The sequence below is a fragment of the Salinisphaera sp. S4-8 genome (assembly GCF_040361235.1).
In the GTDB taxonomy this organism is placed as follows: Bacteria; Pseudomonadota; Gammaproteobacteria; order Nevskiales; family Salinisphaeraceae; genus Salinisphaera.
Genome location: NZ_APNF01000001.1, coordinates 358,944 through 381,756, shown reverse-complemented (window position 1 = coordinate 381,756; position 22,813 = coordinate 358,944). Strand labels below are relative to the sequence as shown.

21 protein-coding genes are annotated in these 22,813 nt (G+C 61.1%); 13 read left to right on the top strand and 8 right to left on the bottom strand.

Annotated elements, in window-relative coordinates; all coding sequences use genetic code 11:
* Positions 1-195 precede the first annotated feature (195 nt).
* Entirely contained in the window at positions 196-2,187 is a 1,992-nt protein-coding gene (locus tag S4A8_RS01750; RefSeq protein WP_353218784.1) for a hypothetical protein, read from the bottom strand.
* Between the two features lie 520 nt (positions 2,188-2,707).
* On the opposite strand from S4A8_RS01750, the gene dctP reads away from it, so the two are divergent.
* The 3 genes from dctP (at position 2,708) to S4A8_RS01735 (ending at position 5,693) form a co-directional block, all read left to right on the top strand.
* On the top strand, positions 2,708-3,757 hold the full coding sequence (gene dctP, locus S4A8_RS01745; RefSeq protein WP_353180837.1) for a TRAP transporter substrate-binding protein DctP: 1,050 nt from the start codon (positions 2,708-2,710) through the stop codon (positions 3,755-3,757).
* A gap of 74 nt (positions 3,758-3,831) precedes the next feature.
* Positions 3,832-4,386: a TRAP transporter small permease subunit gene (locus S4A8_RS01740; RefSeq protein WP_353218783.1), complete on the top strand. Its 555-nt coding sequence runs from the start codon at positions 3,832-3,834 to the stop codon at positions 4,384-4,386.
* A complete protein-coding gene (locus S4A8_RS01735; protein ID WP_353180835.1) occupies positions 4,383-5,693 on the top strand; it encodes a TRAP transporter large permease in 1,311 nt (436 codons plus the stop codon). Before S4A8_RS01740 ends, S4A8_RS01735 begins: the two co-directional genes overlap by 4 nt.
* Before the next feature lie 361 nt (positions 5,694-6,054).
* Here the strand turns inward: S4A8_RS01735 and msrA are convergent, their stop codons facing one another.
* A complete protein-coding gene (gene msrA, locus S4A8_RS01730) occupies positions 6,055-6,564 on the bottom strand; it encodes a peptide-methionine (S)-S-oxide reductase MsrA (protein WP_353218782.1) in 510 nt (169 codons plus the stop codon).
* Complete coding sequence (gene msrB, locus S4A8_RS01725; RefSeq protein ID WP_353218929.1) at positions 6,564-7,010, bottom strand: peptide-methionine (R)-S-oxide reductase MsrB; 447 nt, start codon at positions 7,008-7,010, stop codon at positions 6,564-6,566. Before msrB ends, msrA begins: the two co-directional genes overlap by 1 nt.
* A gap of 216 nt (positions 7,011-7,226) precedes the next feature.
* On the opposite strand from msrB, the gene S4A8_RS01720 reads away from it, so the two are divergent.
* Both S4A8_RS01720 and ssuD read left to right on the top strand, forming a co-directional pair.
* Positions 7,227-8,585 carry an MFS transporter gene (locus S4A8_RS01720; RefSeq protein ID WP_353218781.1) on the top strand — a complete coding sequence of 453 codons (1,359 nt, stop codon included), beginning with the start codon at positions 7,227-7,229 and terminating at the stop codon, positions 8,583-8,585.
* A gap of 320 nt (positions 8,586-8,905) precedes the next feature.
* Positions 8,906-10,075 (top strand): FMNH2-dependent alkanesulfonate monooxygenase, encoded by a 1,170-nt coding sequence (gene ssuD / locus S4A8_RS01715; protein WP_353218780.1) that lies wholly within the window; start codon positions 8,906-8,908, stop codon positions 10,073-10,075.
* Between the two features lie 109 nt (positions 10,076-10,184).
* On the opposite strand, the gene S4A8_RS01710 is transcribed toward ssuD, so the two are convergent.
* Both S4A8_RS01710 and S4A8_RS01705 read right to left on the bottom strand, forming a co-directional pair.
* On the bottom strand, positions 10,185-11,075 hold the full coding sequence (locus S4A8_RS01710; RefSeq protein ID WP_353218779.1) for a DMT family transporter: 891 nt from the start codon (positions 11,073-11,075) through the stop codon (positions 10,185-10,187).
* A gap of 312 nt (positions 11,076-11,387) precedes the next feature.
* A complete protein-coding gene (locus tag S4A8_RS01705) occupies positions 11,388-12,281 on the bottom strand; it encodes an alpha/beta hydrolase family protein (protein WP_353218778.1) in 894 nt (297 codons plus the stop codon).
* 151 nt (positions 12,282-12,432) lie between these two features.
* On the opposite strand from S4A8_RS01705, the gene S4A8_RS01700 reads away from it, so the two are divergent.
* The 5 genes from S4A8_RS01700 (at position 12,433) to S4A8_RS01680 (ending at position 16,145) form a co-directional block, all read left to right on the top strand.
* Positions 12,433-13,023 carry a TetR/AcrR family transcriptional regulator gene (locus tag S4A8_RS01700; protein WP_353218777.1) on the top strand — a complete coding sequence of 197 codons (591 nt, stop codon included), beginning with the start codon at positions 12,433-12,435 and terminating at the stop codon, positions 13,021-13,023.
* A gap of 97 nt (positions 13,024-13,120) precedes the next feature.
* Positions 13,121-13,318: a DUF1272 domain-containing protein gene (locus S4A8_RS01695; protein ID WP_353218776.1), complete on the top strand. Its 198-nt coding sequence runs from the start codon at positions 13,121-13,123 to the stop codon at positions 13,316-13,318.
* Between the two features lie 465 nt (positions 13,319-13,783).
* Positions 13,784-13,960, top strand: coding sequence for a hypothetical protein (locus tag S4A8_RS01690; RefSeq protein WP_353218775.1), 177 nt, complete (start codon positions 13,784-13,786; stop codon positions 13,958-13,960).
* A gap of 51 nt (positions 13,961-14,011) precedes the next feature.
* Complete coding sequence (locus tag S4A8_RS01685; protein WP_353218774.1) at positions 14,012-15,130, top strand: AAA family ATPase; 1,119 nt, start codon at positions 14,012-14,014, stop codon at positions 15,128-15,130.
* Positions 15,117-16,145 (top strand): ATP-dependent nuclease, encoded by a 1,029-nt coding sequence (locus S4A8_RS01680; RefSeq protein WP_353218773.1) that lies wholly within the window; start codon positions 15,117-15,119, stop codon positions 16,143-16,145. The genes S4A8_RS01685 and S4A8_RS01680 overlap by 14 nt, the downstream gene beginning before the upstream one ends.
* Before the next feature lie 125 nt (positions 16,146-16,270).
* On the opposite strand, the gene S4A8_RS01675 is transcribed toward S4A8_RS01680, so the two are convergent.
* Positions 16,271-16,858 (bottom strand): hypothetical protein, encoded by a 588-nt coding sequence (locus S4A8_RS01675; RefSeq protein WP_353218772.1) that lies wholly within the window; start codon positions 16,856-16,858, stop codon positions 16,271-16,273.
* A gap of 142 nt (positions 16,859-17,000) precedes the next feature.
* Positions 17,001-17,933, bottom strand: coding sequence for a CysB family HTH-type transcriptional regulator (locus S4A8_RS01670; protein ID WP_353218771.1), 933 nt, complete (start codon positions 17,931-17,933; stop codon positions 17,001-17,003).
* 225 nt (positions 17,934-18,158) lie between these two features.
* Between S4A8_RS01670 and S4A8_RS01665 the strand changes: the two genes are divergently transcribed.
* The 3 genes from S4A8_RS01665 (at position 18,159) to S4A8_RS01655 (ending at position 21,603) form a co-directional block, all read left to right on the top strand.
* A complete protein-coding gene (locus S4A8_RS01665; protein WP_353218770.1) occupies positions 18,159-19,598 on the top strand; it encodes an LLM class flavin-dependent oxidoreductase in 1,440 nt (479 codons plus the stop codon).
* A gap of 113 nt (positions 19,599-19,711) precedes the next feature.
* Positions 19,712-20,335: an NADPH-dependent FMN reductase gene (gene ssuE / locus S4A8_RS01660; protein WP_353218769.1), complete on the top strand. Its 624-nt coding sequence runs from the start codon at positions 19,712-19,714 to the stop codon at positions 20,333-20,335.
* A complete protein-coding gene (locus S4A8_RS01655) occupies positions 20,311-21,603 on the top strand; it encodes an acyl-CoA dehydrogenase family protein (protein ID WP_353218768.1) in 1,293 nt (430 codons plus the stop codon). Before ssuE ends, S4A8_RS01655 begins: the two co-directional genes overlap by 25 nt.
* 73 nt (positions 21,604-21,676) lie before the next feature.
* Here S4A8_RS01655 and asd read toward each other — a convergent pair whose 3' ends face one another.
* The gene (gene asd / locus S4A8_RS01650; RefSeq protein WP_353218767.1) at positions 21,677-22,795 is read right to left on the bottom strand and encodes an aspartate-semialdehyde dehydrogenase; all 1,119 of its coding nucleotides are present in this window, start codon (positions 22,793-22,795) and stop codon (positions 21,677-21,679) included.
* Positions 22,796-22,813: the final 18 nt, after the last annotated feature.

Genomic DNA, 22,813 nt, shown 5'->3' with positions numbered 1-22,813 from the left:
GATCGACACAGATTCACGCAGATGAAAGCGGGGACGCGCCGACGGCGCTCGCTCACCACGCGGGCAGCGCGAACCCCCGACGCTGTCAGCCCTCTGTCTTTTGGCGATATTCGCGTGTCTTGGCGTTCATTGGCGGACAACAACCTGCCTGCTTGAGCGTAGACAACTCCGTGGCCTGCCTCATCAAGCACGGTGTTAGTCGGTGTCGAATTCCTTGCCCCAGCTGTCGTGGGCGAGTTGGATCACGTGCGCAATCTCGTCGTCGGTGACGGCATCGGCGTTGCCGTGCTCGAGCGGGTCGTAGTGATACACGAACAACCGTGAGGCGAACTCGGCGAACGGCAACGAGGCTTCGCCGGGCAGTTCGCCGTGGCCTTCGGTGGTGGTGACGATGCCCTGGCCCCAGTCCTGGCCGCTATCGTTGTTGGGGTTGAAGAAATACACCCGCATGTCGCCGTCCGGGTCGAGGCTGACCCGCAGAATCGAAATGGCATGCCGGCCCACATAACGCGCGGCGCTGTCGGTGACCGCGATGCCCGCCGGTTGCGAATGAATCACCGGCACATTGCCGTTGTAGTAGGGGTGATAGCAGGCATAGAAATGCCGCACGAAGCCGGCGTGGTCGCGGATTTCGCCGGTCTTGGGGTCGGCGACCACGGCAAAGCCCTGGCCGACCCACCAGCCATAGAACTCGGGGTTGATCCAGCGATGCAGATCGTCGTCGCGCTCGCCGCACAGCCGGCCCATCTCGATATAGATACGATCGAGATGCGGTACCAGTAGCAGCGATACCGGGTCGACGTCGAGCGGGTTTTCCTTGGCCAACCCGGCTTCCAGGCCTTTCGAGGAAATATGCTGGCCTTCGAAGCGGGTGAGCACTTCGTCATCGCGCGCGGCCCAGGTGATCAACTGCAACAGATAGTCTGGGTCGTTATCGGCCCACATCGATAGCCCGATCACCGACTGGCAGGTCGGGTTGTTGCCCTGACCCACGCCCAGCGGCTGGCCGAGCAGGCCGAGTACGCCGGCCAGCAAAAATACCCGTGGTGGCTGGGCATCGCCGCAGACCAACCGAATACTGTCTTCGGTGGCCGGGGAGAGCTGCAGCCCGATCTGGCGCCACAGCCCGGCAGCGACCGGCGTGGAAAACAGCACGCCGCGTTCGAGTAACAGCGCGAGCCCGTAGATCGCCTGTGCGGTTTCCACGAACACGGTTTCGTCGATGAGCGTGTGCACGAGTTCGCTGTAGCACAGCAGCGCGTCCTGGCCGGTCTGGCTCAGCCCCAGGGCGGTGGGGATGAGCGAATCACCCGAGCCGTCGGGCAGACTGCGCAGATGCCGCAAAAGCACCGCGTGGTAGACCGAGGCCAGACCGGTATCGTGCATGGCATTGGCAAAGCCGAGCGCTTCGATCATCAAGGCTTCGCGATTCATGGCCTGCAGGCGTTCAGCATAAACCGCCACGCCCGGATCCTCCGCGCAACCCGGCGCCGGGGCGAACAGCGATTCCACCAGCCGACGGGCATCGTCGTTGCCGGTGGTGCTTTCGATGGCCGGGTCGTACAGACAGGTGGCGATCTGGATGACCATCTGGCGGACATCATCGACCTCGATCGGGCGCTGGGCGAGAATGCGCCAGACCTCGGCCACCAGGCTATCGAGAATGCTCTCGTAGCCCATGTGCTCGAGCTGATAGTGATAGAGCGACTGCACGGCCGTACCCAGCTGATCCGGGCGCTCGCGATCGGCTTCGCTGAGCGTGCCCGAAAGCAGATCGAGATTGAGCGCCATCACCTGGGTGAGGAAGTTGCGTGCGCGCTCGGCGGTAATGCCGGGGTGGCGAAAATCGCGGCGCGCGACCGCCAGCAGCCGCAGCTCGCTCAGGGCTTCGATGGCGGTGGTGGCGGTATCGCCTTCGCGCAGCGAACGCACAGCCAGGGCCGGTTGCAGAATCGCCGGCCGGCCCCAGTCGCTTTTCGCGAAGATGCCGGCGCGTTCATAGGCCGCGACGCGTTCATAGAGCGCCTGCGGGCCGCCCTCGGCGGCCAGAATGGCGGCAGCGCATTCCAGGACTTCGGTCTTGATGGCCTTGCGGGTGTCGTCATCGGCTTCGGCGAGCTGCGCCAGGGCGGAATCGAAGCGCTCGGTCAGGGAAGCAAAATCGCGATTGTCGTTCGGTAGGGTCATGGCAAGGCTATCCAACGCCAGGTTTGTGCCTGGCCTTCAAGTGGCGCTGTGCGGGTATGCACAGCCTGCGTGCTACAGGTTACTGCGTATCGCGTGGGCGGGGGCGCCTCGAACAATTTAACCGTGGCATGGCATGGTTCACGCAGGCCTCGCCATAGGTGGGGCCTGCGGCCACGCGCCGGGCCGTAGGCACGGCAGCCCGGCGGCGATTCTGCCATGGTTTGGCCCACGCGAGCGCGCGGCGGTGCGATGCCAGGCGGTGTAGGGGTATGGCGTGTATGGAACCGGTGCGGTCGATGCACGGCGCGGATCGGCAACCAATCGCCATACCGGGGCGTATCGCCTTATGACGCCGGATGGCGCTACACAAATTGCTGTAAAACACAAGAAAATGAAAACGTGAAACGCGATTTCAATTCGGGCATGATCAGCCCATCCGGGTTGGCCGGACTGCGGCCGGTACGGCGTACCACGAATACGCGGACCGGTTTGCAACGCACATTCATGGAGGAGATATCCGATGCTTTCGACACCTTTCAAAAAAGGGTTGCTGGCGGGCGCGACCGCGCTCGCGCTGACCGCTTTCCTGGCCCCGACGAGCGCGTTGGCGCAAAAGAGCACCACCTGGCGCGTACAGTCGCACTGGCCGAGTTCGAGCAGCTCGTATGAAGACAGCCTGGTGCGCATCAAGAACGTCATCGAAGAGCGCACCGATGGCCGTGTGAAGCTCAAGCTCTACCCGGCGGGCGCGTTGTTCAAGGCCCAGCAGACCTTCGACGCGGTCAAGCGCGGCACCGTACAGATGGGCACCATCTCGCCGGCCTATGCACAGAACCAGATGAGCCTGGCGGGCATCGCCTCGGGCCTGCCGTTTGCCTTTCGCAATGTCTGGGAAGCCGCCTATTTCCACAAGAACATGGGCTTCGAGGACATGCTGCGCGAAGAAGCCGCCGAAGAGGGCGTGTACTGGTCCACCGACAAGGTCTACCCGACCGAAATGGTGGTCGATCGCCCGATCAACAGCATGGACGATTTCAAGGGCCTGAAGATCCGTTCCTCGGGTGCGCTGCAGACCTTTCTGACCGAAGCCGGCGCCTCGGCGAGCTATATTCCCGGCGGTGAGCTGTACACGGCGCTCTCCAGCGGCGTGGTCGACGGCGCGCACTGGGGCGCGGCCCAGGGTGCGGCCAGCATGAGCCTGTACGAAGTGGCCAAGTACCACGTCAAACCGGCGCTCAACATCGCCGGCACGGACGTATTCATCATCAACCAGAAGGCGCTCGACAAGCTCTCGCCGGAAGACGCCAAGACGGTCAAGGACGCGCTCAACGAGCAGTTCTGGGTGCGTACCAACGAGTATCTCTACAAAGAGCAGCTCGCCCTGGCCAATGCCATGGCCGAACAGGACGTGCAGATCACCACGCTGCCCGATGATGTGCAGCAGCATCTGACCGAAGTCGCCCAGAAATCCTGGGAAGAGCAGGGCAAGCGTAGCGACAAGGCTGCCGAAGCGCTCGACAAGCTCAAGACGATGTTGAACCGTCTGGGCTATCTCGACGAAAACGCCTGATCCGGGCTCTGGTCTGACCGTCGCCCCGCTGGCCTTCGTGGCCAGCGGGGCGCACTTATCTGCGGGAGTCGCTTATGCGCCTGCTCAAGGGTTTCATCAACGCAATCACCCGGCTCAACGACTGGATCGGCCGGGCGGTGGCGTTGCTTATTTTCGTGATGTTCGCCGTGCTGCTGCTGGGCGTGATCTATCGCTATGCGCTGGATGCGCCGCGTGTGTGGACCACCGAACTCACCCAGTTCGTGTTCGGCTTCTATGCGGTGATGTCGGGCGGCTACGTCATGGCCCATCGCGGGCATGTGAATGTGGATTTGCTCTACAGCGCGCTGGGCCCGCGCGTTCGCGCGACGCTGGATGTATTCACGTCCTCGCTGTTCTTTTTGTTCACGATCACGCTGCTCTATTACGGCGGCGTCATCGCCTGGGAATCGGTCGACAGCATGGAAACGTCCTACTCGGCATGGAATCCGCCGGTGTGGCCGTTCAAGATCGCCATTCCCGTGGCCGCCGCGCTGTTGTTGCTGCAGGGCGTCGCCAAGCTGGTCGAGGACATCGCCATTGCCGTGGGCGCGCTTGAGCCGCCGACCGTGGCCTCTGAGCGTGACAGCAACCCCGGAGAAACGGCATGAGTATCGAACTCACGACCCTGCTGTTCTTCGGCGCGCTGCTGTTCTTTCTCGTACTTGGCCTGCCGCTGACGTTTGTGCTCGGCGGTGTGTCGGTGCTCTTTCTCTATTTCACCTGGGGGATCGATTCCTTCTATCTGGTGGCCTCGCAGATCTGGGGCACGATGGAGAGCTTCACGCTCGTCGCGATCCCGCTGTTTGTGTTCATGGCGATGATTCTGGAACGCACCGGCGTGGCCAATTCGCTGTATCGCATGATGTATCTGTGGTGGGGCGGCACGCGCGGCGGGCTGGCCATCGGTACGGTGTTCATCTGTGCGGTGTTCGCGGCCATGTGCGGCATCAGCGGCGCGGCGGTGGTGGCCATGGGCACGATCGCGCTGCCGTCGATGCTCGAACGCGGCTACGACAAGCATATGGCCCTGGGCGCGATCAATATCGGCGGCGGGCTGGGCATTCTCATTCCGCCCAGCATCATCATGATCCTGTATTCGCTGATTACCGGCGTGTCCGTCGGCCAGATGTTTGCCGCCGGTGTGCTGCCGGGCATTCTGCTGGTCATCCTGGTGGCGATCTACGTACTCGTGCGCTGCTATTTCCAGCCCGAACTCGCGCCCGCGTTGCCGCCGGAAGAGCGCGGCGACTGGCCGGAGAAGTTCCGCTCGCTGGGTGCCGTACTGCTGCCGATTCTGATCGTGGTGATGGTGCTCGGCTCGATCATGCTGGGTATGACCACGCCGACCGAGGCCGCTGCCATGGGCGTGCTCGGCGCGCTGATTTCGGCCGCGGTCTATCGCAAGTTCACCTGGTCGCTGATTCGCGATGCGGCCCTGCGTACGTTCTCGCTCACCGGCATGATCCTGTGGATTCTGTTTGCCGCACACGCATTCAGCGCGGCGTATCAGAGCATGGATGCCCAGGCCATGATCGAAGGCTGGATGGAAATGATCCCCGGTGGGCCGTGGGGCACGATTATCGCCATGCAGGTCATTCTGTTTCTCATGGCCATGGTGCTCGACCCGGTCGGCATCATGCTGATCACGCTGCCGGTGTTCATGCCGATCGTGGAAAGCCTCGGCTTCGACCCGATCTGGTTCGGCATTCTGTTCGTGATCAACATGGAAATCGGCTATATGACGCCGCCGTTCGGCTTCAACCTGTTCTATCTCAAGGGCGTGGTACCGCCCTCGATCACGATGCAGGATATCTACCGCTCGGTACTGCCCTACGTGATGGTGGGCATCGTGGGCCTGGCGATCATCATGATCTTCCCGCAGATTGCGACCTGGTTGCCAAACCTGGTGTTCTAGCGCCATACGCTAGACGTATGAAAGCCCGTCGGCGACGTTGCCGGCGGGCTTTTTTCGTGGTCGCTATCGCGAGGCCAGTTCTTTCAACAGTCCGCCAATGAACGCCGAAATAACGCCAATAAAGGCGGAGTGAGAAGACGAAATACGAGGGCGGCTAAACTCGTTTCGAATCGCGGATTAGAGCGTGTGTAACCAGCGTCATCGACCGACGATGACGGTTAAGCACGCTTTGTAGCACAGCGCTCGGCCCCAGCGATGCTTCATTCGCGTTTATTGGCGTGCATTTGCGGACTCGCTTTTTCGAGCACCGCAATGAAGCAAAACGCGGCGCGCTAACCAGAAGCACGCCGCGTGTGCCCGATCAGGCCGTTTCGTTACGCCGTGGCAGGCGCCAGTCGCGACGCACGAAATGGCAGGTATAGCCGCTCGGGAACTTCTCCAGATAATCCTGGTGTTCCGGTTCGGCTTCCCAGAAATCGCCCGCGGGCTCGACTTCGGTGACGACCTTGCCCGGCCAGATGCCGGAGGCGTTCACGTCCGCGATCGTATCTTCGGCGACGGCTTTCTGTTCGTCGCTGGTGTAGTAGATCGCCGAGCGATAGCTGCGGCCCACATCGTTGCCCTGTCGGTTCTTCGTGGTGGGGTCGTGGATCTGGAAGAAGAACTCCAGCAGCTGGCGATAGCTGATCGTATCCGGGTCGAACACGATCTCGATCGCCTCGGCATGATCGCCATGGTTGCGATAGGTGGCATTCGGCACATCGCCGCCGGAATAACCCACGCGGGTCGACATGACGCCGTCGTAGCGGCGAATCAGGTCCTGCATGCCCCAGAAGCAGCCGCCGGCCAGAATTGCCTTTTCGGTCGCCATCAGATGTCCTCCACTTGATCGATGTAGTCGCCGTAACCTTCGGCTTCCATCCGTTCTTTGGGGATGAAGCGCAGCGACGCCGAGTTGATGCAGTAACGCAGCCCGCCGCGATCGCGCGGGCCGTCCGGGAATACATGTCCCAGATGGCTGTCGCCGTGTATCGAACGCACCTCGGTACGGGTCATGCCGTGCGAGTTGTCCTGGAGCTCGTTGACGTAGGCCGGCTCGATCGGCTTGGTGAAGCTCGGCCAGCCACAGCCGGACTCGTACTTGTCGCTCGAGGCGAACAACGGCTCGCCGGAGACGATATCGACGTAGATGCCCGGTTCCTTGTTGTTGAGGTATTCGCCGGTACCCGGCGGCTCCGTGCCGCTCTCCTGGGTGACCCAGTACTGGTTCTTGTCCAGGCGGGCGATAGCTTCTTCAGATTTGCTGTAGTTCGACATAAAAGCGCTCACAGCCGTGTACGAATAGATGGAACGATGATGGTCCGCGGCCCGAAATCAAGGTCGGCGTCGACAACGTCTCGTTAGGCCAACTGGGTTCTTATACGGCCCGGGGGCGCGCCGTGATGCGCTATAGACCTTGGTATATTTGTGCTACATGCAGTTTCCGGCTAGCGTTGGTAACCATGAATTCCGATGCGTGAAACAGGAGCGCTCATGACGGATGCCATGGAACAAAGCACCGAGGTCGATGCCGGCGCGGTGCGCAAGGCGGTGACCGCGGCGGGCCTGGGCAATGCACTGGAATGGTTCGATTTCAGCATCTATGCCTATACCGCGAGCACCATCGGCCGGGTGTTCTTCGCCCAGGACTCCGGCGATTCGCTGCTCAAGTCGCTCATGTTCTTTGCCGTGGCGTTCGCCGTGCGACCGTTGGGCGGCCTGTTCTTCGGCCCGCTGGGCGACCGGCTGGGGCGCTCGAGTGTACTCGCGATCACCATCATCCTGATGTCGTTTGGCACCGTCGCCATCGGCCTGATCCCGACGTATGAATCCATCGGTATCTGGGCGCCGATTCTGTTGCTGCTCGCGCGCCTGGTACAGGGCTTTTCAACCGGCGGCGAATATGGCGGCGCGGCGACCTTCATCTGCGAATATTCGCCAGACAACTCGCGTGGCTTTCTCGCCAGCTTTCTGGAGTTCGGCACGTTGGGCGGTTATATCCTGGGCTCGTTGCTGGTGTTCGTCGTGCAGTTCTCCCTCGGCGACGACGCATTTACGTCCTGGGGCTGGCGTATTCCGTTTCTGTGTGCTGCGCCGCTTGGCCTGTTCGGCCTGTATCTGCGGCTCAAGCTCGAAGACAGCCCCGCCTTCGTCAACGCCCAGGAAGAGAATGAGGCCAACGGCACGCTGGCCGAAGTCGTGGGTGAGCACACCCGGCAACTGCTGCTGTGCATCGGCCTGACGCTGATCCTCAATATCGCCTACTACACGGTGCTCACCTATCTTCCCAGCTATCTGGAAACCATCCTCAACATCAGTGCCACCGAAGCCGCCGGCCTGTTGATCGTGGTTCAGGTTGCCATGATGTCGGTGATCTACATGTTTGGCGGCTTGTCCGACCAGGTGGGCCGCAAACCGGTGCTTATCGCCGCCTGTCTGTGTTTTATCGTCTTTTCCTATCCGGCGTTCGTGCTGCTGTCGACCACCACCGTTTGGGGCCTGGTCGCGGGGCTGGCCATGCTCGGCCTGATGACCGTCATGCTTGCCGGCGTCATGCCCTCTACCTTGCCCGCCATCTTTCCCACGCGCGTGCGTTACGGCGGCTTCGCCATCGCCTACAACCTGTCGACGTCGCTGTTCGGCGGCACCGCGCCGCTGATCATCCAGTATCTGATCGGCGAAACCGGCAACGACTTCATTCCGGCGTTCTATCTCATGGGCGCAGCCGTGATCGCGCTTATTCCGATCATGCTCATCCCCGAAACCGCCGGCCGGCCGCTGCCCGGATCAAAGCCCCAGCACAGCGGGACTGGGCCGCGTACCGGGCCGAGGGAGCCTGCGCCGGCGGCGTGATTCGGCCTGACTATTACATCGCATCGGCGCGTTTCGCGCCGATGCGTAACGAAGGTGCCTGTTCCTTGCTTTCCTTCATTCGGAACGAGCAAACGGCAAGGCAATCGCGCGGCAGCGAAAAACAACGGGCCGCCCAGCCATCCCGCGCGCTGCTCATCGCAAAGCCATAAACCCCGCCACCCCTGAATAAGTAATGCGCGTTTTCTGATTTAGCCCGCGTGAAAACCGCTGCTAGCTTGGCGCCATCGCAAACACAAGCGCAGCACGAGCCGAGTGGTCACCGCCCGGCGATGTGCCCGGCTCGTTTTCAGGAGTGGAACATGACCGATCAGACGACCGACGCATTGAAAGTTCTATGGTTTCTGCCCACGCACGGCGATGGTCGCTATCTGGGCACCAGCCACGGCGGGCGGGGCGTCGATCTGGCCTATCTGCGCCAGATCGCCCAGTCCGCCGATCAGCTAGGGTATTACGGCGTGCTGCTGCCCACAGGGCGTAGCTGCGAAGACTCCTGGGTGGTGGCCTCCGCGCTCGCGCCGCTTACCGAGAATCTGCGTTTTCTGGTCGCGGTACGCCCCGGCCTGCAGTCGCCGAGCGTGGCCGCGCGCATGACGGCGACACTGGATCGGCTTTCCAATGGTCGACTGTTGATCAATGTGGTCACCGGCGGCGATCCGCTGGAAAACGCCGGCGACGGGATATTTCTCGATCACGCCGAACGGTATGAAGTGACGCGGGAATTTCTAGATGTGTACCAGCGCCTGCTGGCGGGGGAGACGGTCAACCACAGCGGCAAGCATCTGCGTATCGAAGACGGGCGTTTGTTGTACCCGCCGGTGCAAGCCGGTGGGCCGCCGTTGTATTTCGGTGGCTCGTCCGAACCCGCGATCGACGTGGCCGCGAACACCATCGACAAATACCTCACCTGGGGCGAGCCGCCGGCAGCCGTGGCCGAAAAGATCGCCACCGTGCGTGCCGCAGCGGCCAGGGCCGGGCGCGACGTCACCTTCGGTATTCGCCTGCATGCGATCGTGCGCGAGACCGACGCCGAAGCCTGGGCCGCCGCCGACAAGCTCATCTCCCATCTCGACGACGAAACCATTGCCTCGGCACAGAAAATCTTCGCGCGTATGGACTCAGTCGGGCAGGCGCGCATGTCCAAACTGCACGGCGGGCGTCGCGACAAGCTGGAAATCAGCCCCAACCTCTGGGCAGGCGTCGGGCTGGTACGTGGTGGCGCCGGCACCGCGTTAGTGGGCAGCCCGGAAACGGTGGCCGAGCGCATGCGCGAGTACCAGGCCGCCGGCGTGGATACCTTCATCATGTCCGGCTACCCGCACCTCGAAGAAGCCTGGCGTTTTGGCGAATTGGTACTGCCGCTGCTGCCGGTCGAAGGCCGTGTGGCCAAACAGGCACAGGCCACCAACACCGGCCCCTTCGGCGAAACCATCGGCAACAATGTGCGGCCGGCTGCCGCCAGCGCCAGTTGAACCGGAACCGGCGTATTCGAGGTCTGGCAAATGGCCGGTTTTCACCAGCTGCGTGCAGCGCCCGGCCGGGCGCTCGCCCGGTTGGTGCAGCGCGTATCGACTCGCTCGATCAACCGGCGGCCGGCCTGCGTCGAGCGAGCACAACGCCCGACACGCCGCCAATCACCAGCGCGGTGCCGAGCAGGTGGGCCGTGGTAATCGACTGGTTCTGAAACGCCCAGCCGGACAGCATCACCACCACCGGCAGGGCGTTGAGGCTGAGCGCGGCGGCGGTCGCACCGATGGTGCGCAGGGCACGGTTGTAGAGGATGAACGCAATAAAGGACGGACCCAGCCCGAGATAAAGGGCCGAGGCGATCGCGCGAACCGATAACTCGCCTGCACCGCCGAGCCAGATCTGCTCGATCGCCGACAGCGGCAGAATGGCCAGCGTTGCCGCGGCGGTGAGCGGAACCATCGAAGCCAGCGCCGGCAGGCCGCGCAATCCGTGCGTGGCCGCCATGGCATAAACGATCCACGCCGTAATCGCCAGGGCCATCAATCCGATACCCACCGACAGCGATTGCGCCACATCGAGCACATGGCCGTTGGTGACCACGATGATCGCCCCGAGCGCCGACAGGCCGACGCCTATCCATCCCGCCGGGCCGAGCCGTTCGCGAAGCCAGATCGCGGCCACGATGGCAGTGAAGATCGGGATCGACGCTTCCAGCACGGCGACCGTCGTCGTGGACGCCGTATGCAGCGACGCGTACAGCAGGGCGTTGAACAGACCGATGCCGGATATGCCGATAAGCGCCAGCCGCCCCTTGTGCTGCCAGAACAGCTTGCGTGACCGCCAGGCGGGACGGCCGAAGAACAGCAGGGCAGCGACCAACGCGATCAGGCAGCGTAAAAACGCCAGGGTGAACGGCGGCAAGGCCGTTGCGGCAGCATGACCGACCAGAATATTGCCCGCGAACAGGATGACGACGATCGCGATCGGCAGGATTTCACGCACAACGAACCAGACCCGTGGACGAGCCCTGAGCCCGGATCAGGCTCAACGCCAATAGTATTGACTATTCAGGATATTGCATCGGCCGGCGCTTCGCCGAACCAGCTATTGGATGATCGGCGCACCCGGTCGGTTTCGTTCGCGCCCGGTTGTTTGCTGCCGCGTTCCGGGGCAGTCGGTACAAACCGCGGCCGGGTCGGCGATCAGGCCGCGATGGCGGCGCGGGAGTGGGCGCAGGCCTTATAACCGACTTGTGCATTGATCAAGTCTTCTGGCGACAAGCGGTGCTTGCCGCCATATGCAGGGCGGGATCGCTTATCGCGCTGCGGTCGCGGTCAGCCATTCAAGTGTTTCGCGCCAGAGCGTTTGTTCGAAGCGCTTCTTGAAAAAACCGGCATGGCCGACCGGGCCAGCTGCGAGCGTGGAGGCATCGACTTGGCGTTGCGTAATTCTCGCGTTCGGAAAACGGCCGAGTAGGTGCGTGATATTGGCCTGCGGCGCCATGTCGTCGTCGCTGAAACCGATCGAGAGCAGGGGTTGTGTCAGCGTCTGATAGCCCGTCAAATCGAGGCCCAAGCGCGAGGCGAACAAGTAGTCCGGGTGGCGCATCCAGCGTGCCCATTGGCGGGCCGCCGAAGCTGGCATATCGATGCCGCCCAGCCCGAGCTTGCGTGCTGGAAACCGATCGCGAAAGGCGGATAAAGCCGGAATCAGCACGGCGGACACGCCGAGCATTCGAATGTTTTGCGGATACGGCCATCGGCGCCAGTAGGGCGCGGATGCAGCAATCAAGACGATATGCTCAAGATCCGGCGCGGACTGCGCCATGCCGATCAGCTGACCGCCAATGCTATGGCCGATCAAGTGAATCGGCTGCGGTCCACTGCCAGGCGCGCGCGAACGCGTCTTCGCGAAGCGGATCACGGTTTCGATATCCCGCCGGCCCCAATCTTCCAGCCGCACCGCGTTCGGTTTGTGGTCCGACAGCGAAGCACCCGTGCCGCGATAGTCGAAGGTGATGCAATCGAACCCGTGGCGCGCCATGAACCGGGCGAAGTCAGCATAGAACGACTGCGCGGCAGCCAGGGCCGGGGCGATGATCACGCTCCCTCGCGGCGTTTTCGCCGGGTACAGCGTAGCGGCGATCGGATATCCATCGTCACAGGACAACCGTTTCTGTTCTGAGGCGTCGACCGTCGGTGTGTTCATGGCGTGCCTGCCCAGGTTGGCTTTAAACGAATGTCCAGCCGCGATCCAAGAGGTGAGTTGCATCCAAGATGACGCGCGGCATACTATTGGTATTTCACATACCAATAGTATGTTCGCAGATCATAGCGCTCGCATTCGCAGAAAAACAACCATGGAAAATCAAAGCCGCCGCCAGGCCTATGCCGAACAAACGCGCGAGGCGATCCTCGATACCGCGCATCGGCTATTCAGCCGTCAGCGGTTTAGCGGAACCTCGCTCGATGCGATCGCGTCGCAGGCCGGTGTGACCAAGGGCGCGGTCTACCACCACTTCAAGGACAAGCGCACGATGTTCAGCGTGTGTTTCGAGCGTCAGGCCGAGCAGGTAGCGAATGCGGTCGCTGCAGCACAGTTACCCGATGACGACTGGGGCCAGGTATTTGCCCAATGCCGGGCTTTCCTCGCCTTCGTGCTCGCAAACGGCCGGCATCTGATTTCGCTGCAGGAAGCCATTACCGTGCTGGGCTGGGACGCCTGGCACGAAATCGACACGCGCCACACCATGCAGCACATCGAACAGGCGGTGACGCGCTTACAAACCCGTGGGCAAATGAAACCGTATCCGCGAGCGCTCGTGATCAACATGATCTACGGCTTGCTCGTTAACGCCGCAATGAATCTGAATGCACTGCCGGATGTCCACGAAGCGTCCGAAAATCTCGATGCCATCGTCGAGGACATGTTGAGTGGGCTCAAGTCATAGCCCCGCGTTCGCTCGGTGTCTACGAAGGCACAGGTGTTGGTTTAAAACGAATTCACCAAGCAGGCCACGCCATGGCTTGCCAGCCACGGGGGTATGTATGCTGAAAATGAAGCCGACCTGCGAAACGTGTGGCGCCACGACAAAAGCCACCGATGTGGCCTACATCTGCTCCTTCGAATGTACCTTCTGCGAATCGTGCACAACGCGATACGAGTCCGTGTGCCCCAATTGCGCCGGCGAGCTATTGCGCCGCCCAACACGGCGTAGAACGCCACTCGAAGTTGCCAGCTCGTAGTTGAAGGCAAAGCTCTTCAAGCGATAAGCGCGGGTTGCGAACGCTTACTGTTCATCGCTAACGAAACCATAAGCCGCGCACTTCCCGCTGTTCCGGCGCTTGAGCCTGCCGCGTTCCGAATCAACCGCTCAGCGAATCAGGCCGAAACGCTCACAGGGCTGGCAAATCTACGCGCAGGACGTTTTGGACCACCTAACCGCAGCGCAATTGGAAATGCGTTAGACATTGGGCGCAGGTGGGCACATCACGCCCATAAGCGCATTTCACACGCACTAGAAATCCGCTAGTGTCGTGAAAAAGCCAAGGGGAAGGGGCGCGCTTGGAAACTCGACTGAATCTGCAGCTCGGTCAAAACGCGACCAAAGCACTCGTCAATAAATACGGCGAGCGGCTGGTTTGTGTGCGTTACCGATACGACGCCCCTCGCGGCCATGGCATCCCGAAGGCAGTCGGAAATCACATCTGATGGCACGCGCCGCCGATGAGCCGGTTCTGCTAGGTATCGGCTACGACGAGAAGGCGCTGCGCGAAAGCGTTCGCCGACACGGCGGCCGGTGTCGGCCGGAAGAAAAGGCATGGAGTAGCACCTATCGCGTGGCCAAAGAACTCGGGCTAGTCGACCGTATTGTCGGAGATATATAGATATGGATAGTTATATATCTAGCGCTAGATATATGTCGTCTAGTTGGTGTTATGAAAACGAATGAGGGCCTGATGAAGCTTACGAACTTAGCGGTGACCAATTATAAGGGCCTTCGAGATGCTGATTGTCGGCTTTCGGACTTCGTATGTGTTGTCGGCGAAAACAACGCGGGAAAGTCGACACTCTTGCAGGCGATCCTCCTTTTTATAAACGGGACAAGGCTCTCTAAGGACGATTTTTATGACCCCGAGCAGGATATTCTGATCACTGTTCAAATAAGCGGTGTGACAGATGAATTTTTGAACAAGCTTAACGACGATCACCGTCAGAAAATTAAGTCGTATGTCGAAGATGAAAAGCTAACTCTTGCAAGAAGATACTCGCCAGATGGCGCCTCGAAGCTGCGAGTAGTAACGGACGTACCGAAGAATCCTAAGTATCGTACTGATTACCTCAACAAGGTGTTTGCCGGGAAAAAGGGCAAGGAAATCGCAGATATGCTCAAAGCGTTTTATCCCGAAACGGGAGACGACGCGACTATTTCAGCAATAGCGACTCAAAAAGCAGCTAAGAAGCTTGTCACAGAGCACGTCACTAATCTACCGTCAGAAGAACTGGAGCAGGATGACATTACGCTGCCTACTGGTTTTGACAACAGTATCAGGGCAATTCTTCCAGAGCCAATATACATTCCCGCTGTAAAGGATTTGATCGACGATCTCAAAACGAAAGAGGGAGCTTCATTTGGCAAACTTCTGAACATCCTTCTTGACGTCATCGAAGAGGATTTATCCGAGGCGGCAGAAACTTTTGAAAATCTGCGTAAGAAGCTCAATAGAATCCATGGGCCTGATGGCTCTGTTAAAGACGAAAGGATGGAAAGGGTTAAGAGAATTGAGTCCACACTCCAATCCAACCTGCAGGAAACCTTCAGGGATGTGCGGATAGAACTTGATATCCCTCCACCAGAGATCAAAACGGTGCTATCTAATGCCTCAGTTCTCGCTGATGACGGCGTTCGCGGTCCCGTTGATAACAAGGGAGATGGTTTCAAGCGAGCCATAACCTTTAGCATCCTAAGAACCTACGTCCAACTCTCTCAGGATAAGGAATGGCGCAAAGATCTTGAAGAAAAAGCCGACACGAGAGCGGTTCTTGTTTCTTTTTGAAGAGCCAGAGCTTTACCTGCACCCCAGAGCTCAGAACATCCTCTTCGAAGCATTATCGTTAATTTCGGAGCGTCACCAAACGATAGTTACCACTCATTCGCCGCTTTTCTTTTCTGCAGATGAGACGACGACTTTTGCCAAGATTTACAAGAAGAGCGTTGAGGCCGATCAGAAGCCCATCGGGGTTTGCAAATACGTCGATGTAAGCGACCTAACTGAGAAGGACAAATTTCAGCTGATCTCATTCGAGAGCGCCAACCATGCATTTTTCTCTAGGCATATCGTCCTAGTTGAAGGTGATAGCGAACTCATTGTGTTTCCATACCTAGCCCAACTTCTCGATCCAAGCTGGGACTTTAGGTCGACATCAACAAGCCTGATTAAGAGCTCCGGTAAAGGTAGTTTCCAGCGCTACAGGGACTTCTTCAATCGATTCGATGTCGAGATTTCCCTGATTGCCGACCTGGACACGCTTCTAGAGGGTTTCGAAAAGCTTGGACCAAGTCATGCCGCGAAGGAAATTCGTGACGACCTGATCGCTATGCTTGATCTGGTCATTGATGCGGAGAACTTGAAGCTTGATCCGAGCCCAAAGCTTGTTCGTGAGGAGGTGCAGAGAAATAGATTTCGGACGAAGCTCGCGGAACTGATTGACGCTCGAGCTAATGCCGATAACGATCAAGTGGTTGAGCTTTTGAATCAGATTTTCTTGTTTGAGCGTACTAAACCGCGGCTCGAAGTTCTCAAAGATCACGGTCGAGCCGATATTTTGTCTAAGAAGCGTGAGCTAATTTCCGAGCTTCGAAAAAGTGGGGTCTATATCCTCGAGAAGGGAGCCATAGAAGAGTACTACCCACCCGCAGTAACGGGGTCCGACAAGCCTTCGAAAGCCCAATCGTTCTGTACACAAGTCTCGTCACGGCAAGATGCCCTTGCACTGTGCGAGCAATTAAACGTCGATGGGCAAGAAGTGGCCGAATTGGACGTAGTGTTCGGTGGGGTATTCGGTGGCTAACAATCGTATATGGAGGCGTCCCGTAAGCGATAGATCCGACGGGGGGCGGTGACAGCGGGGTTCCGGTGACTCTGGCTCCGGTGACAGTATATTCAACTCCCGCCAAGCCATCGAAACGTGGAGCCTCACGCAGCACGCTCTACGGCAGGCGCTTCAAACAACCCCGCATCCAACCACCGCAAACTTCCAATCCATAACCCCGCGTGCTCCACGCCGATCTGGCGATTGACGACGTGGAACTTCGCCCGTTTTGCGTCGAACAGGATCAGTCGGTTGTCGGGTCCGGCGACGGCGGAAATGAGTTGTAGGAAAGTCGGGTCGGCGATCAGGCCTCTATGTCGACGCGCGAGAGGGCGCAGGATGTCGTGCACCAGGTGCCAGGTATCGGAATAGATCGGATCCCGGATGGGCAGGGTGAAGCTGCCGTTGTGCATGAGATACAGGCCCGGCTCGATTTCGAAGGGGTGGGCGTTGCAGGCGTTGACATCGCCGTGGGTACGCCGGCGCAGGTGAATGGCCAGTTCGGAATCGGTATGTGCCCGCAGGAAGTCGATGGTGCGTGTGGCATCGACGTCCACGTGGCGTTCGAGCACGGTTTCGCCGTCCGCGGTATGGCCCATCACGCCCCAGCCGTCCGCGTTGTGCAGGGCAGCCGAGCGGATGATCGGCTCGGGTACGGCGACGCCGGCGGGTTTGTGAATCAGTACGCACATGGGTCGTTCTCCAACCGGCCGGGGCCGGGCTTGCCTGTCGCGTCCAGCGACGGGTGTCGAGTGCCAAGGTTAGGGGCGGGGTGGTGTCGATAGAATGTTGAAAAATGGCTTTGCTATTCGCTCGATGGAATAAGGTCGCCGCTCAGGCGGCCTGTTTGTCGAGCAGGCCGCGTACGGTCTGCAGGGTGAGGTCTTCGCGGCAGATGTTGAGGAACTTGTAGGCATAGCCGCGCAGGAAATAGCCGCGCCGCAGGGCGATATAGCTGGTGTTGACGGGGAACAGGTGTTCGGCCGGAATCAGCGTCAGGCCCTGATCGCGTTGTTCGTTGTAGGCCATGGAGGCGATCAGGCCCACGCCGAGTTCGAGCTCGACATAGGTCTTGATGACGTCGGCGTCGAGCGCGGTGAGCACGAAGTCCGGTTCGATGCCGGCATCGGCGAACAGGCGGTTGAGCCGTTCGCGGCCGGTGAAGCTGCGGTGATAGGTGATCAGCGGATAGCCGGCGATGCGTTCGAGCGTGAGCGGCGTCCCGTCGGCCAGCGGGTGGCCGTCGGGGACGACCACGGCGTGGTGCCAGTCGTAGAAGCGAAAGCAGGCCAGATGTTCGCGCTGCTGGGCCAGGCCTTCGGTTGCGATACCGATATCCACCTTGCCGGCCTTGAGAAGGGAGACGATTTCATCCGGCGAGCACTGGTGCAGTTCCAGATGCACCTTGGGAAAGGCCTGCTTGAACTCGCGGATGACCGGCGGCAGCACGTAGCGGGCCTGGGTATGGGTGGTGGCGATGGTGAGCTGGCCTTCGTCCTCGTGGGTAAGCTGCTGGGCACTGCGGCGCAGGTTTTCCACATCCAGCACGATGCGTTCGACCAGATCGATGAGCATCTGGCCTTCGTCGGTGAGCCCGAGCAGGCGTTTGCCCTTGCGCTCGAACACGTCGATGCCCAGCTCCGCTTCGAGGTCGCGAATATGCTTGCTCGCGCCGGACTGCGAGGTGTTGAGCGCCGCCGAGGCCTGGGTGAGGTTGAATTGCTGGCGCACCGTCTCGTGTATGAGGCGTAGTTGCTGGATGTTCATCGCGGTCAACTAATAAAGCGTTAACGGGAATATAGAACAGATTTTATATTCCTAAATAATATTTATTCGCGATATTGTTATACGCAGATGCGATGACGTGCCGGCAACGCCTATCCACCCGGCCAAATCGAAAACGCTGACAAGTTAAGCGCGGATTCGTATTTCCGTCGCCACGCGGCGCTGCCTATCGTTTGCGGCACGTTTTGCAACCGTGAGGCGCATGCCATGAGCCAGCGCATTATTCTCAACGCCTTCGATATGACCTGCGTCAGCCATCAGGCGGCAGGCACCTGGCGTCACCCCGACAACCGCGCCGATACCTACAAGGATCTGGACTACTGGACCGATCTGGCCCGCCTGCTCGAATCCGGCGGCTTCGATTCGCTGTTCATTGCCGACGTGCTGGGCGTCTACGACGTCTATCGCGATTCGGTGGAAACATCGCTGCTCGATGCCGATCAGGTACCGGTCAACGACCCGTTCATGCAGATTTCGGCGATGGCGGCGGTGACCCAGCGGCTGGGCTTTGGCGTAACCGCTGCGCTCACCTACGAGCAGCCCTATGCGCTGGCCCGCAAGTTCTCGACGCTGGATCACCTGACCAAGGGCCGGGTGGCCTGGAATGTGGTGACCTCGTATCTCAACAGTGCGGCGGTCAACCTCGGCCTGAAGCAGCAGATTGCCCACGACGAACGCTACGACCTGGCGGACGAATTCCTGGACGTGACCTACAAGCTCTGGGAAGGCTCCTGGGAAGACGACGCTGTGGTGCGCGATCGCGACAACGGCGTGTTCACCGATCCGACCAAGGTGCACCCGATCGGCCACGACGGCCGCTACTTCAAGGTGCCGGGCATTCATCTGTGCGAGCCGTCGCCGCAGCGTACGCCCGTCATCTTCCAGGCCGGGGCGTCGCCGCGCGGCCAGCGTTTTGCTGCCCAACACGCCGAAGGGGTGTTCGTGGCACCGGCTACGATTGCCCAGTCCGCCACGCTGACAGAGAGCATTCGTCGCCAGGCCGAGGACGCCGGGCGCGATCGGAACCATCTCAAGATATTTTCGTTGCTTACGGTCATCACGGCCGAGACCGACGAAGCCGCGTGGGCCAAATATGCCGAGTATCAGGCCTATGCCAGTGGCGACGGCATGCTGTCGTTTTATGGCGGCTGGACCGGGGTGGATTTTTCGCAGTTCGACCCGGACCAGCCGCTTAAAGCCATCGACAACAACGCCATTCGTTCGGTGCTGGCCATGCTTACGAAGGCCGATCCGAACCGCCAATGGACGCCGCGCGACATCGTCGAACAACGCAGCATCGGCGGTATCGGGCCGGTGCTGGTGGGCGGACCGCAGACCGTGGCCGACGAACTCGAACGCTGGGTCGACGAGGGCGGGGTGGACGGCTTCAATCTCGCCTATGCGGTCACACCCGGCACATTCGCGGACTTCATCGAATGGGTGGTGCCGGAGCTCAAACGCCGTGGGCGCCTGCGCGATGGCTATGCCGGCGAAACCCTGCGCGAAAACCTGCTCGATCGCGATTCACCGCGCGTGCCGGACAGTCACCCGGCCGCGCGCTATCGCGGCGCGTTCGTACACGCCGAAAACGCGGCTGATCGAACGCGTCGCCAGCCGTTCATGCCGGCGAAGGCGGCGTCGTTCTGAACGCGGCGGGTTCCATCAACGAGACACTGCTGAAAGCAAATAATTTCATCGATTCCAGGGCCTTGCGCATTGTGCGCAGGGCGCGCATCGAACCCGAAAAAAGGAAAGAACTCATGAATATCGTACTTCTGGCTGGCAGCCCCAGCTCGCCCTCGCGTGTGGCCACGCTGGTCGCCCATATTGGCGCCCGGCTGCGGGATCGCCAGGCCCATACCACGCAATTCGATCTCAACGCATTCGAGCCCGGATCGCTGGTCTATGCCAATACCCGGGCCCCGGCGATAAAGCGCTATATCCAGGCGCTCGCCGCGGCCGATGCGTTGGTGGTGGCTACGCCGGTGTATCAGTCGTCGTTCTCCGGCGCGGTCAAACTGCTGCTGGATCTCATTCCGCAGAACGGATTGCGCCACAAGGTCGTGCTGCCGATCGCCGCGGGTGGCTCGCCGCATCATCTGCTCGCGCTCGACTATGCGCTCAAGCCGGTGCTCGCCGCGCTGGGCGCGGACAGCGTGCTTGGCGGGGTGTATGCCAGCGGGCCGGATCTGGTGCGTGATGTCGGCGGCTATCGTATTCAGCACGAGATTCGCGAGCGCCTCGATACCGCGGCCGACGAACTCGCCAATCGGGTGCGCCCGAGCACGCCGCCGCCACCCTTGTTGCGACGTGCCGATTCGGGCCCGCGGCATACCGTGTTCGCCAGCGCGGCTGGTACATGGCCACGCACGGCGGCCGGTTGATCGTCATGGCCGAGCCACACATTCATCGCGCGGCCGTTCACGCGTGGCCCACAGGCGCTTCGCCGCAGCGTTATGACCCGTTGACCGGCACAGCGACCGACTGGCTCGCGATTACCGATGCACTCGCCGAGCGGCTGGATTCGACCGCGGCCGAGCGCGACCGCGAAGGCGGCCATGCCGCGACCGAACGCGCGTTGATTCGCGAATCCGGCCTGCTCGGGTTATCGGTGCCCAAGCGCTGCGGCGGCGCCGGCATGGGCTGGTCTTCGCTGTTCGATATCGTCCGGCGACTGGCGGCCGTGGATTCCGCGCTGGCGCATGTGTTCGCGTTTCATCATCTGCAGGTCGCCACGGTCCGGCTCTACGGCACGTCGACCCAGGCCACGCGGCTGCTAGAGGGCACGATCTCGGCGGGCTGGTTCTGGGGTAATGCCCTCAACCCGCGGGATCGACGTTGCCAGGCCGAGGCGCGGGCGGGCGGCGGCTATGTGTTCACCGGCGACAAGGGATTCTGCTCGGGCTCGGTCGATGCCGATATGCTCACCGTATCGGCCGTGCACGCACCGACCGACAGCCTCGTGATTGCCGCCATTCCTGCCACCCGCGCGGGCGTGACGATCCGGGGCGACTGGGATGCCATCGGCCAGCGCCAGACCGATAGCGGCACGGTCGGTTTCGACCAAGTGACCGTGCATGTCGATGAGGTGCTCATTGGCGCCGGCCAGACCCAGACGCCGGCCATGCAGTTACGCAGCTGTCTGGCGCAACTCGTGCTGGTCAATCTGTATGTGGGTATCGCGCGCGGGGCGATCGACAAGGCGCGTACGCTCACCCGCGAGCGCGCCCGACCCTGGGCCGCGGCGGATGTGGATGCCGCAGTCGACGATCCGTATCTACAGCATCGTTATGGCCGGGTCTGGGCCCGGCTGCGCGCGGCCGAGGCGCTGGCCGAGCAGGCTGCCCAGCGTTTCGATACGGCCTACGAGGCCGCGCTTGGGGAAGCGGGTTCGATTACCGCGGCCGAGCGTGGCGCGGTGGCGATTGCCGTGGCCGAAGCCAAGGTTGCCGCTCACGACATCGCCCTCGATGCCAGCAGCGAACTGTTCGAACTGGCCGGCACCGCGGCGGTCGCGAAGTACCGCAATCTCGACCGCTTCTGGCGTAATGCGCGGACCCACACACTGCACGACCCGATCGATTACAAATTACGCGATCTGGGCCGGTGGGCGCTGCTGGGCCGCTATCCAGAGCCGACGTCGTATTCGTAACGCCGGGTGCGGAGACAAAAAAAGCCGGCCGCGCGAACGCGGCCGGCGTGGCCATGGCGGTGGTTACGCTCGATCAGGCGCGTTCGCGCACGATGTTGAGCATGCGGCGAATCGGCTCGGCGGCACCCCAGAGCAGCTGATCGCCTACGGTGTAGGCGGCCAGATACTCGTCGCCCATGGCCAGCTTGCGCAGGCGACCTACCGGGATGGTGAGCGTACCCGAGACGGCGGTGGCGGTGAGGTTTTCGAGCGTGGCCTGCTTTTCGTTGGGCACGACCTTCACCCATTCGTTGTGCTCGGCGATGCGCTGTTCGATCTCGTCGATGGAGACGTTCTTCTTGAGCTTGATGGTGAACGCCTGGCTGTGACAGCGCATCGAGCCGATGCGGACACACAGCCCGTCCATCGGAATCGGATTACCGTCGCGGCCGAGGATCTTGTTGGACTCCGCGCCCGCCTTCCACTCTTCCTTGGACTGGCCGGTTTCCTCGATAAGGGTATCGATCCACGGCAGGGCCGAGCCGGCCAGCGGGAAGCCGAACTGTTCCACCGGGAAGTTCGGATCGCGCATCTTGGCGGTCACGTCGCGGTCGATATCCAGAATTGCCGAGGAGGGCGTATCCAGCTGGTCGGCGACGGTGTCGCGCAGCTGGCCCATCTGCACCAGCAGCTCGCGCATGTGCTGGGCGCCGGAACCGGAGGCGGCCTGATAGGTCATGGCGCTCATCCATTCGATGAGATCGGCTTCGAACAGCCCGCCCAGGCCCATGAGCATGAGGCTCACGGTGCAGTTGCCGCCACAGAAGGTCTTGGTGCCACGATCGAGATTCTTTTCGATGACGTCGCGGTTGACCGGGTCGAGCACGATCGTGGAGTCGTCGGCCATGCGCAGCTTGCTTGCGGCATCGATCCAGTAGCCGTTCCAGCCGGTATCGCGCAGCGGCTGGTACATCTCGCCGGTGTAGTCGCCGCCCTGGCAGGTCATGATCACGTCCATGGCCTTGAGCGCGTCGACATCCTTGGCGTCCTGCAACGCCGGCACATCCTTGCCGATGTCCGGGCCGGGCTGGCCGGCCTGCGACGTGGAGAAGAACACCGGCTCGATGCCCTCGTAATCGTTCTCATCGAGCATGCGCTGCATGAGCACCGAGCCCACCATGCCGCGCCAACCAACGAACCCTACTTTAAGCATGCTTTAGCAACCTTTTCT

What these genes read in the sequence shown, in the direction of transcription:
- dctP (WP_353180837.1), top strand. Translation starts at nt 2,708, where the DNA reads ATGCTTTCGACACCTTTCAAAAAAGGGTTGCTGGCGGGCGCGACCGCG.
- S4A8_RS01735 (WP_353180835.1), top strand. Translation starts at nt 4,383, where the DNA reads ATGAGTATCGAACTCACGACCCTGCTGTTCTTCGGCGCGCTGCTGTTC.
- S4A8_RS01665 (WP_353218770.1), top strand. Translation starts at nt 18,159, where the DNA reads ATGAGCCAGCGCATTATTCTCAACGCCTTCGATATGACCTGCGTCAGC.
- msrA (WP_353218782.1), bottom strand. Translation starts at nt 6,564, where the DNA reads ATGGCGACCGAAAAGGCAATTCTGGCCGGCGGCTGCTTCTGGGGCATG.
- S4A8_RS01740 (WP_353218783.1), top strand. Translation starts at nt 3,832, where the DNA reads ATGCGCCTGCTCAAGGGTTTCATCAACGCAATCACCCGGCTCAACGAC.
- S4A8_RS01695 (WP_353218776.1), top strand. Translation starts at nt 13,121, where the DNA reads ATGCTGAAAATGAAGCCGACCTGCGAAACGTGTGGCGCCACGACAAAA.
- S4A8_RS01750 (WP_353218784.1), bottom strand. Translation starts at nt 2,187, where the DNA reads ATGACCCTACCGAACGACAATCGCGATTTTGCTTCCCTGACCGAGCGC.
- S4A8_RS01720 (WP_353218781.1), top strand. Translation starts at nt 7,227, where the DNA reads ATGACGGATGCCATGGAACAAAGCACCGAGGTCGATGCCGGCGCGGTG.
- S4A8_RS01700 (WP_353218777.1), top strand. Translation starts at nt 12,433, where the DNA reads ATGGAAAATCAAAGCCGCCGCCAGGCCTATGCCGAACAAACGCGCGAG.
- S4A8_RS01685 (WP_353218774.1), top strand. Translation starts at nt 14,012, where the DNA reads ATGAAAACGAATGAGGGCCTGATGAAGCTTACGAACTTAGCGGTGACC.
- S4A8_RS01670 (WP_353218771.1), bottom strand. Translation starts at nt 17,933, where the DNA reads ATGAACATCCAGCAACTACGCCTCATACACGAGACGGTGCGCCAGCAA.
- msrB (WP_353218929.1), bottom strand. Translation starts at nt 7,010, where the DNA reads ATGTCGAACTACAGCAAATCTGAAGAAGCTATCGCCCGCCTGGACAAG.
- S4A8_RS01690 (WP_353218775.1), top strand. Translation starts at nt 13,784, where the DNA reads ATGGCACGCGCCGCCGATGAGCCGGTTCTGCTAGGTATCGGCTACGAC.
- ssuD (WP_353218780.1), top strand. Translation starts at nt 8,906, where the DNA reads ATGACCGATCAGACGACCGACGCATTGAAAGTTCTATGGTTTCTGCCC.
- S4A8_RS01705 (WP_353218778.1), bottom strand. Translation starts at nt 12,281, where the DNA reads ATGAACACACCGACGGTCGACGCCTCAGAACAGAAACGGTTGTCCTGT.
- S4A8_RS01675 (WP_353218772.1), bottom strand. Translation starts at nt 16,858, where the DNA reads ATGTGCGTACTGATTCACAAACCCGCCGGCGTCGCCGTACCCGAGCCG.
- ssuE (WP_353218769.1), top strand. Translation starts at nt 19,712, where the DNA reads ATGAATATCGTACTTCTGGCTGGCAGCCCCAGCTCGCCCTCGCGTGTG.
- asd (WP_353218767.1), bottom strand. Translation starts at nt 22,795, where the DNA reads ATGCTTAAAGTAGGGTTCGTTGGTTGGCGCGGCATGGTGGGCTCGGTG.
- S4A8_RS01655 (WP_353218768.1), top strand. Translation starts at nt 20,311, where the DNA reads ATGGCCACGCACGGCGGCCGGTTGATCGTCATGGCCGAGCCACACATT.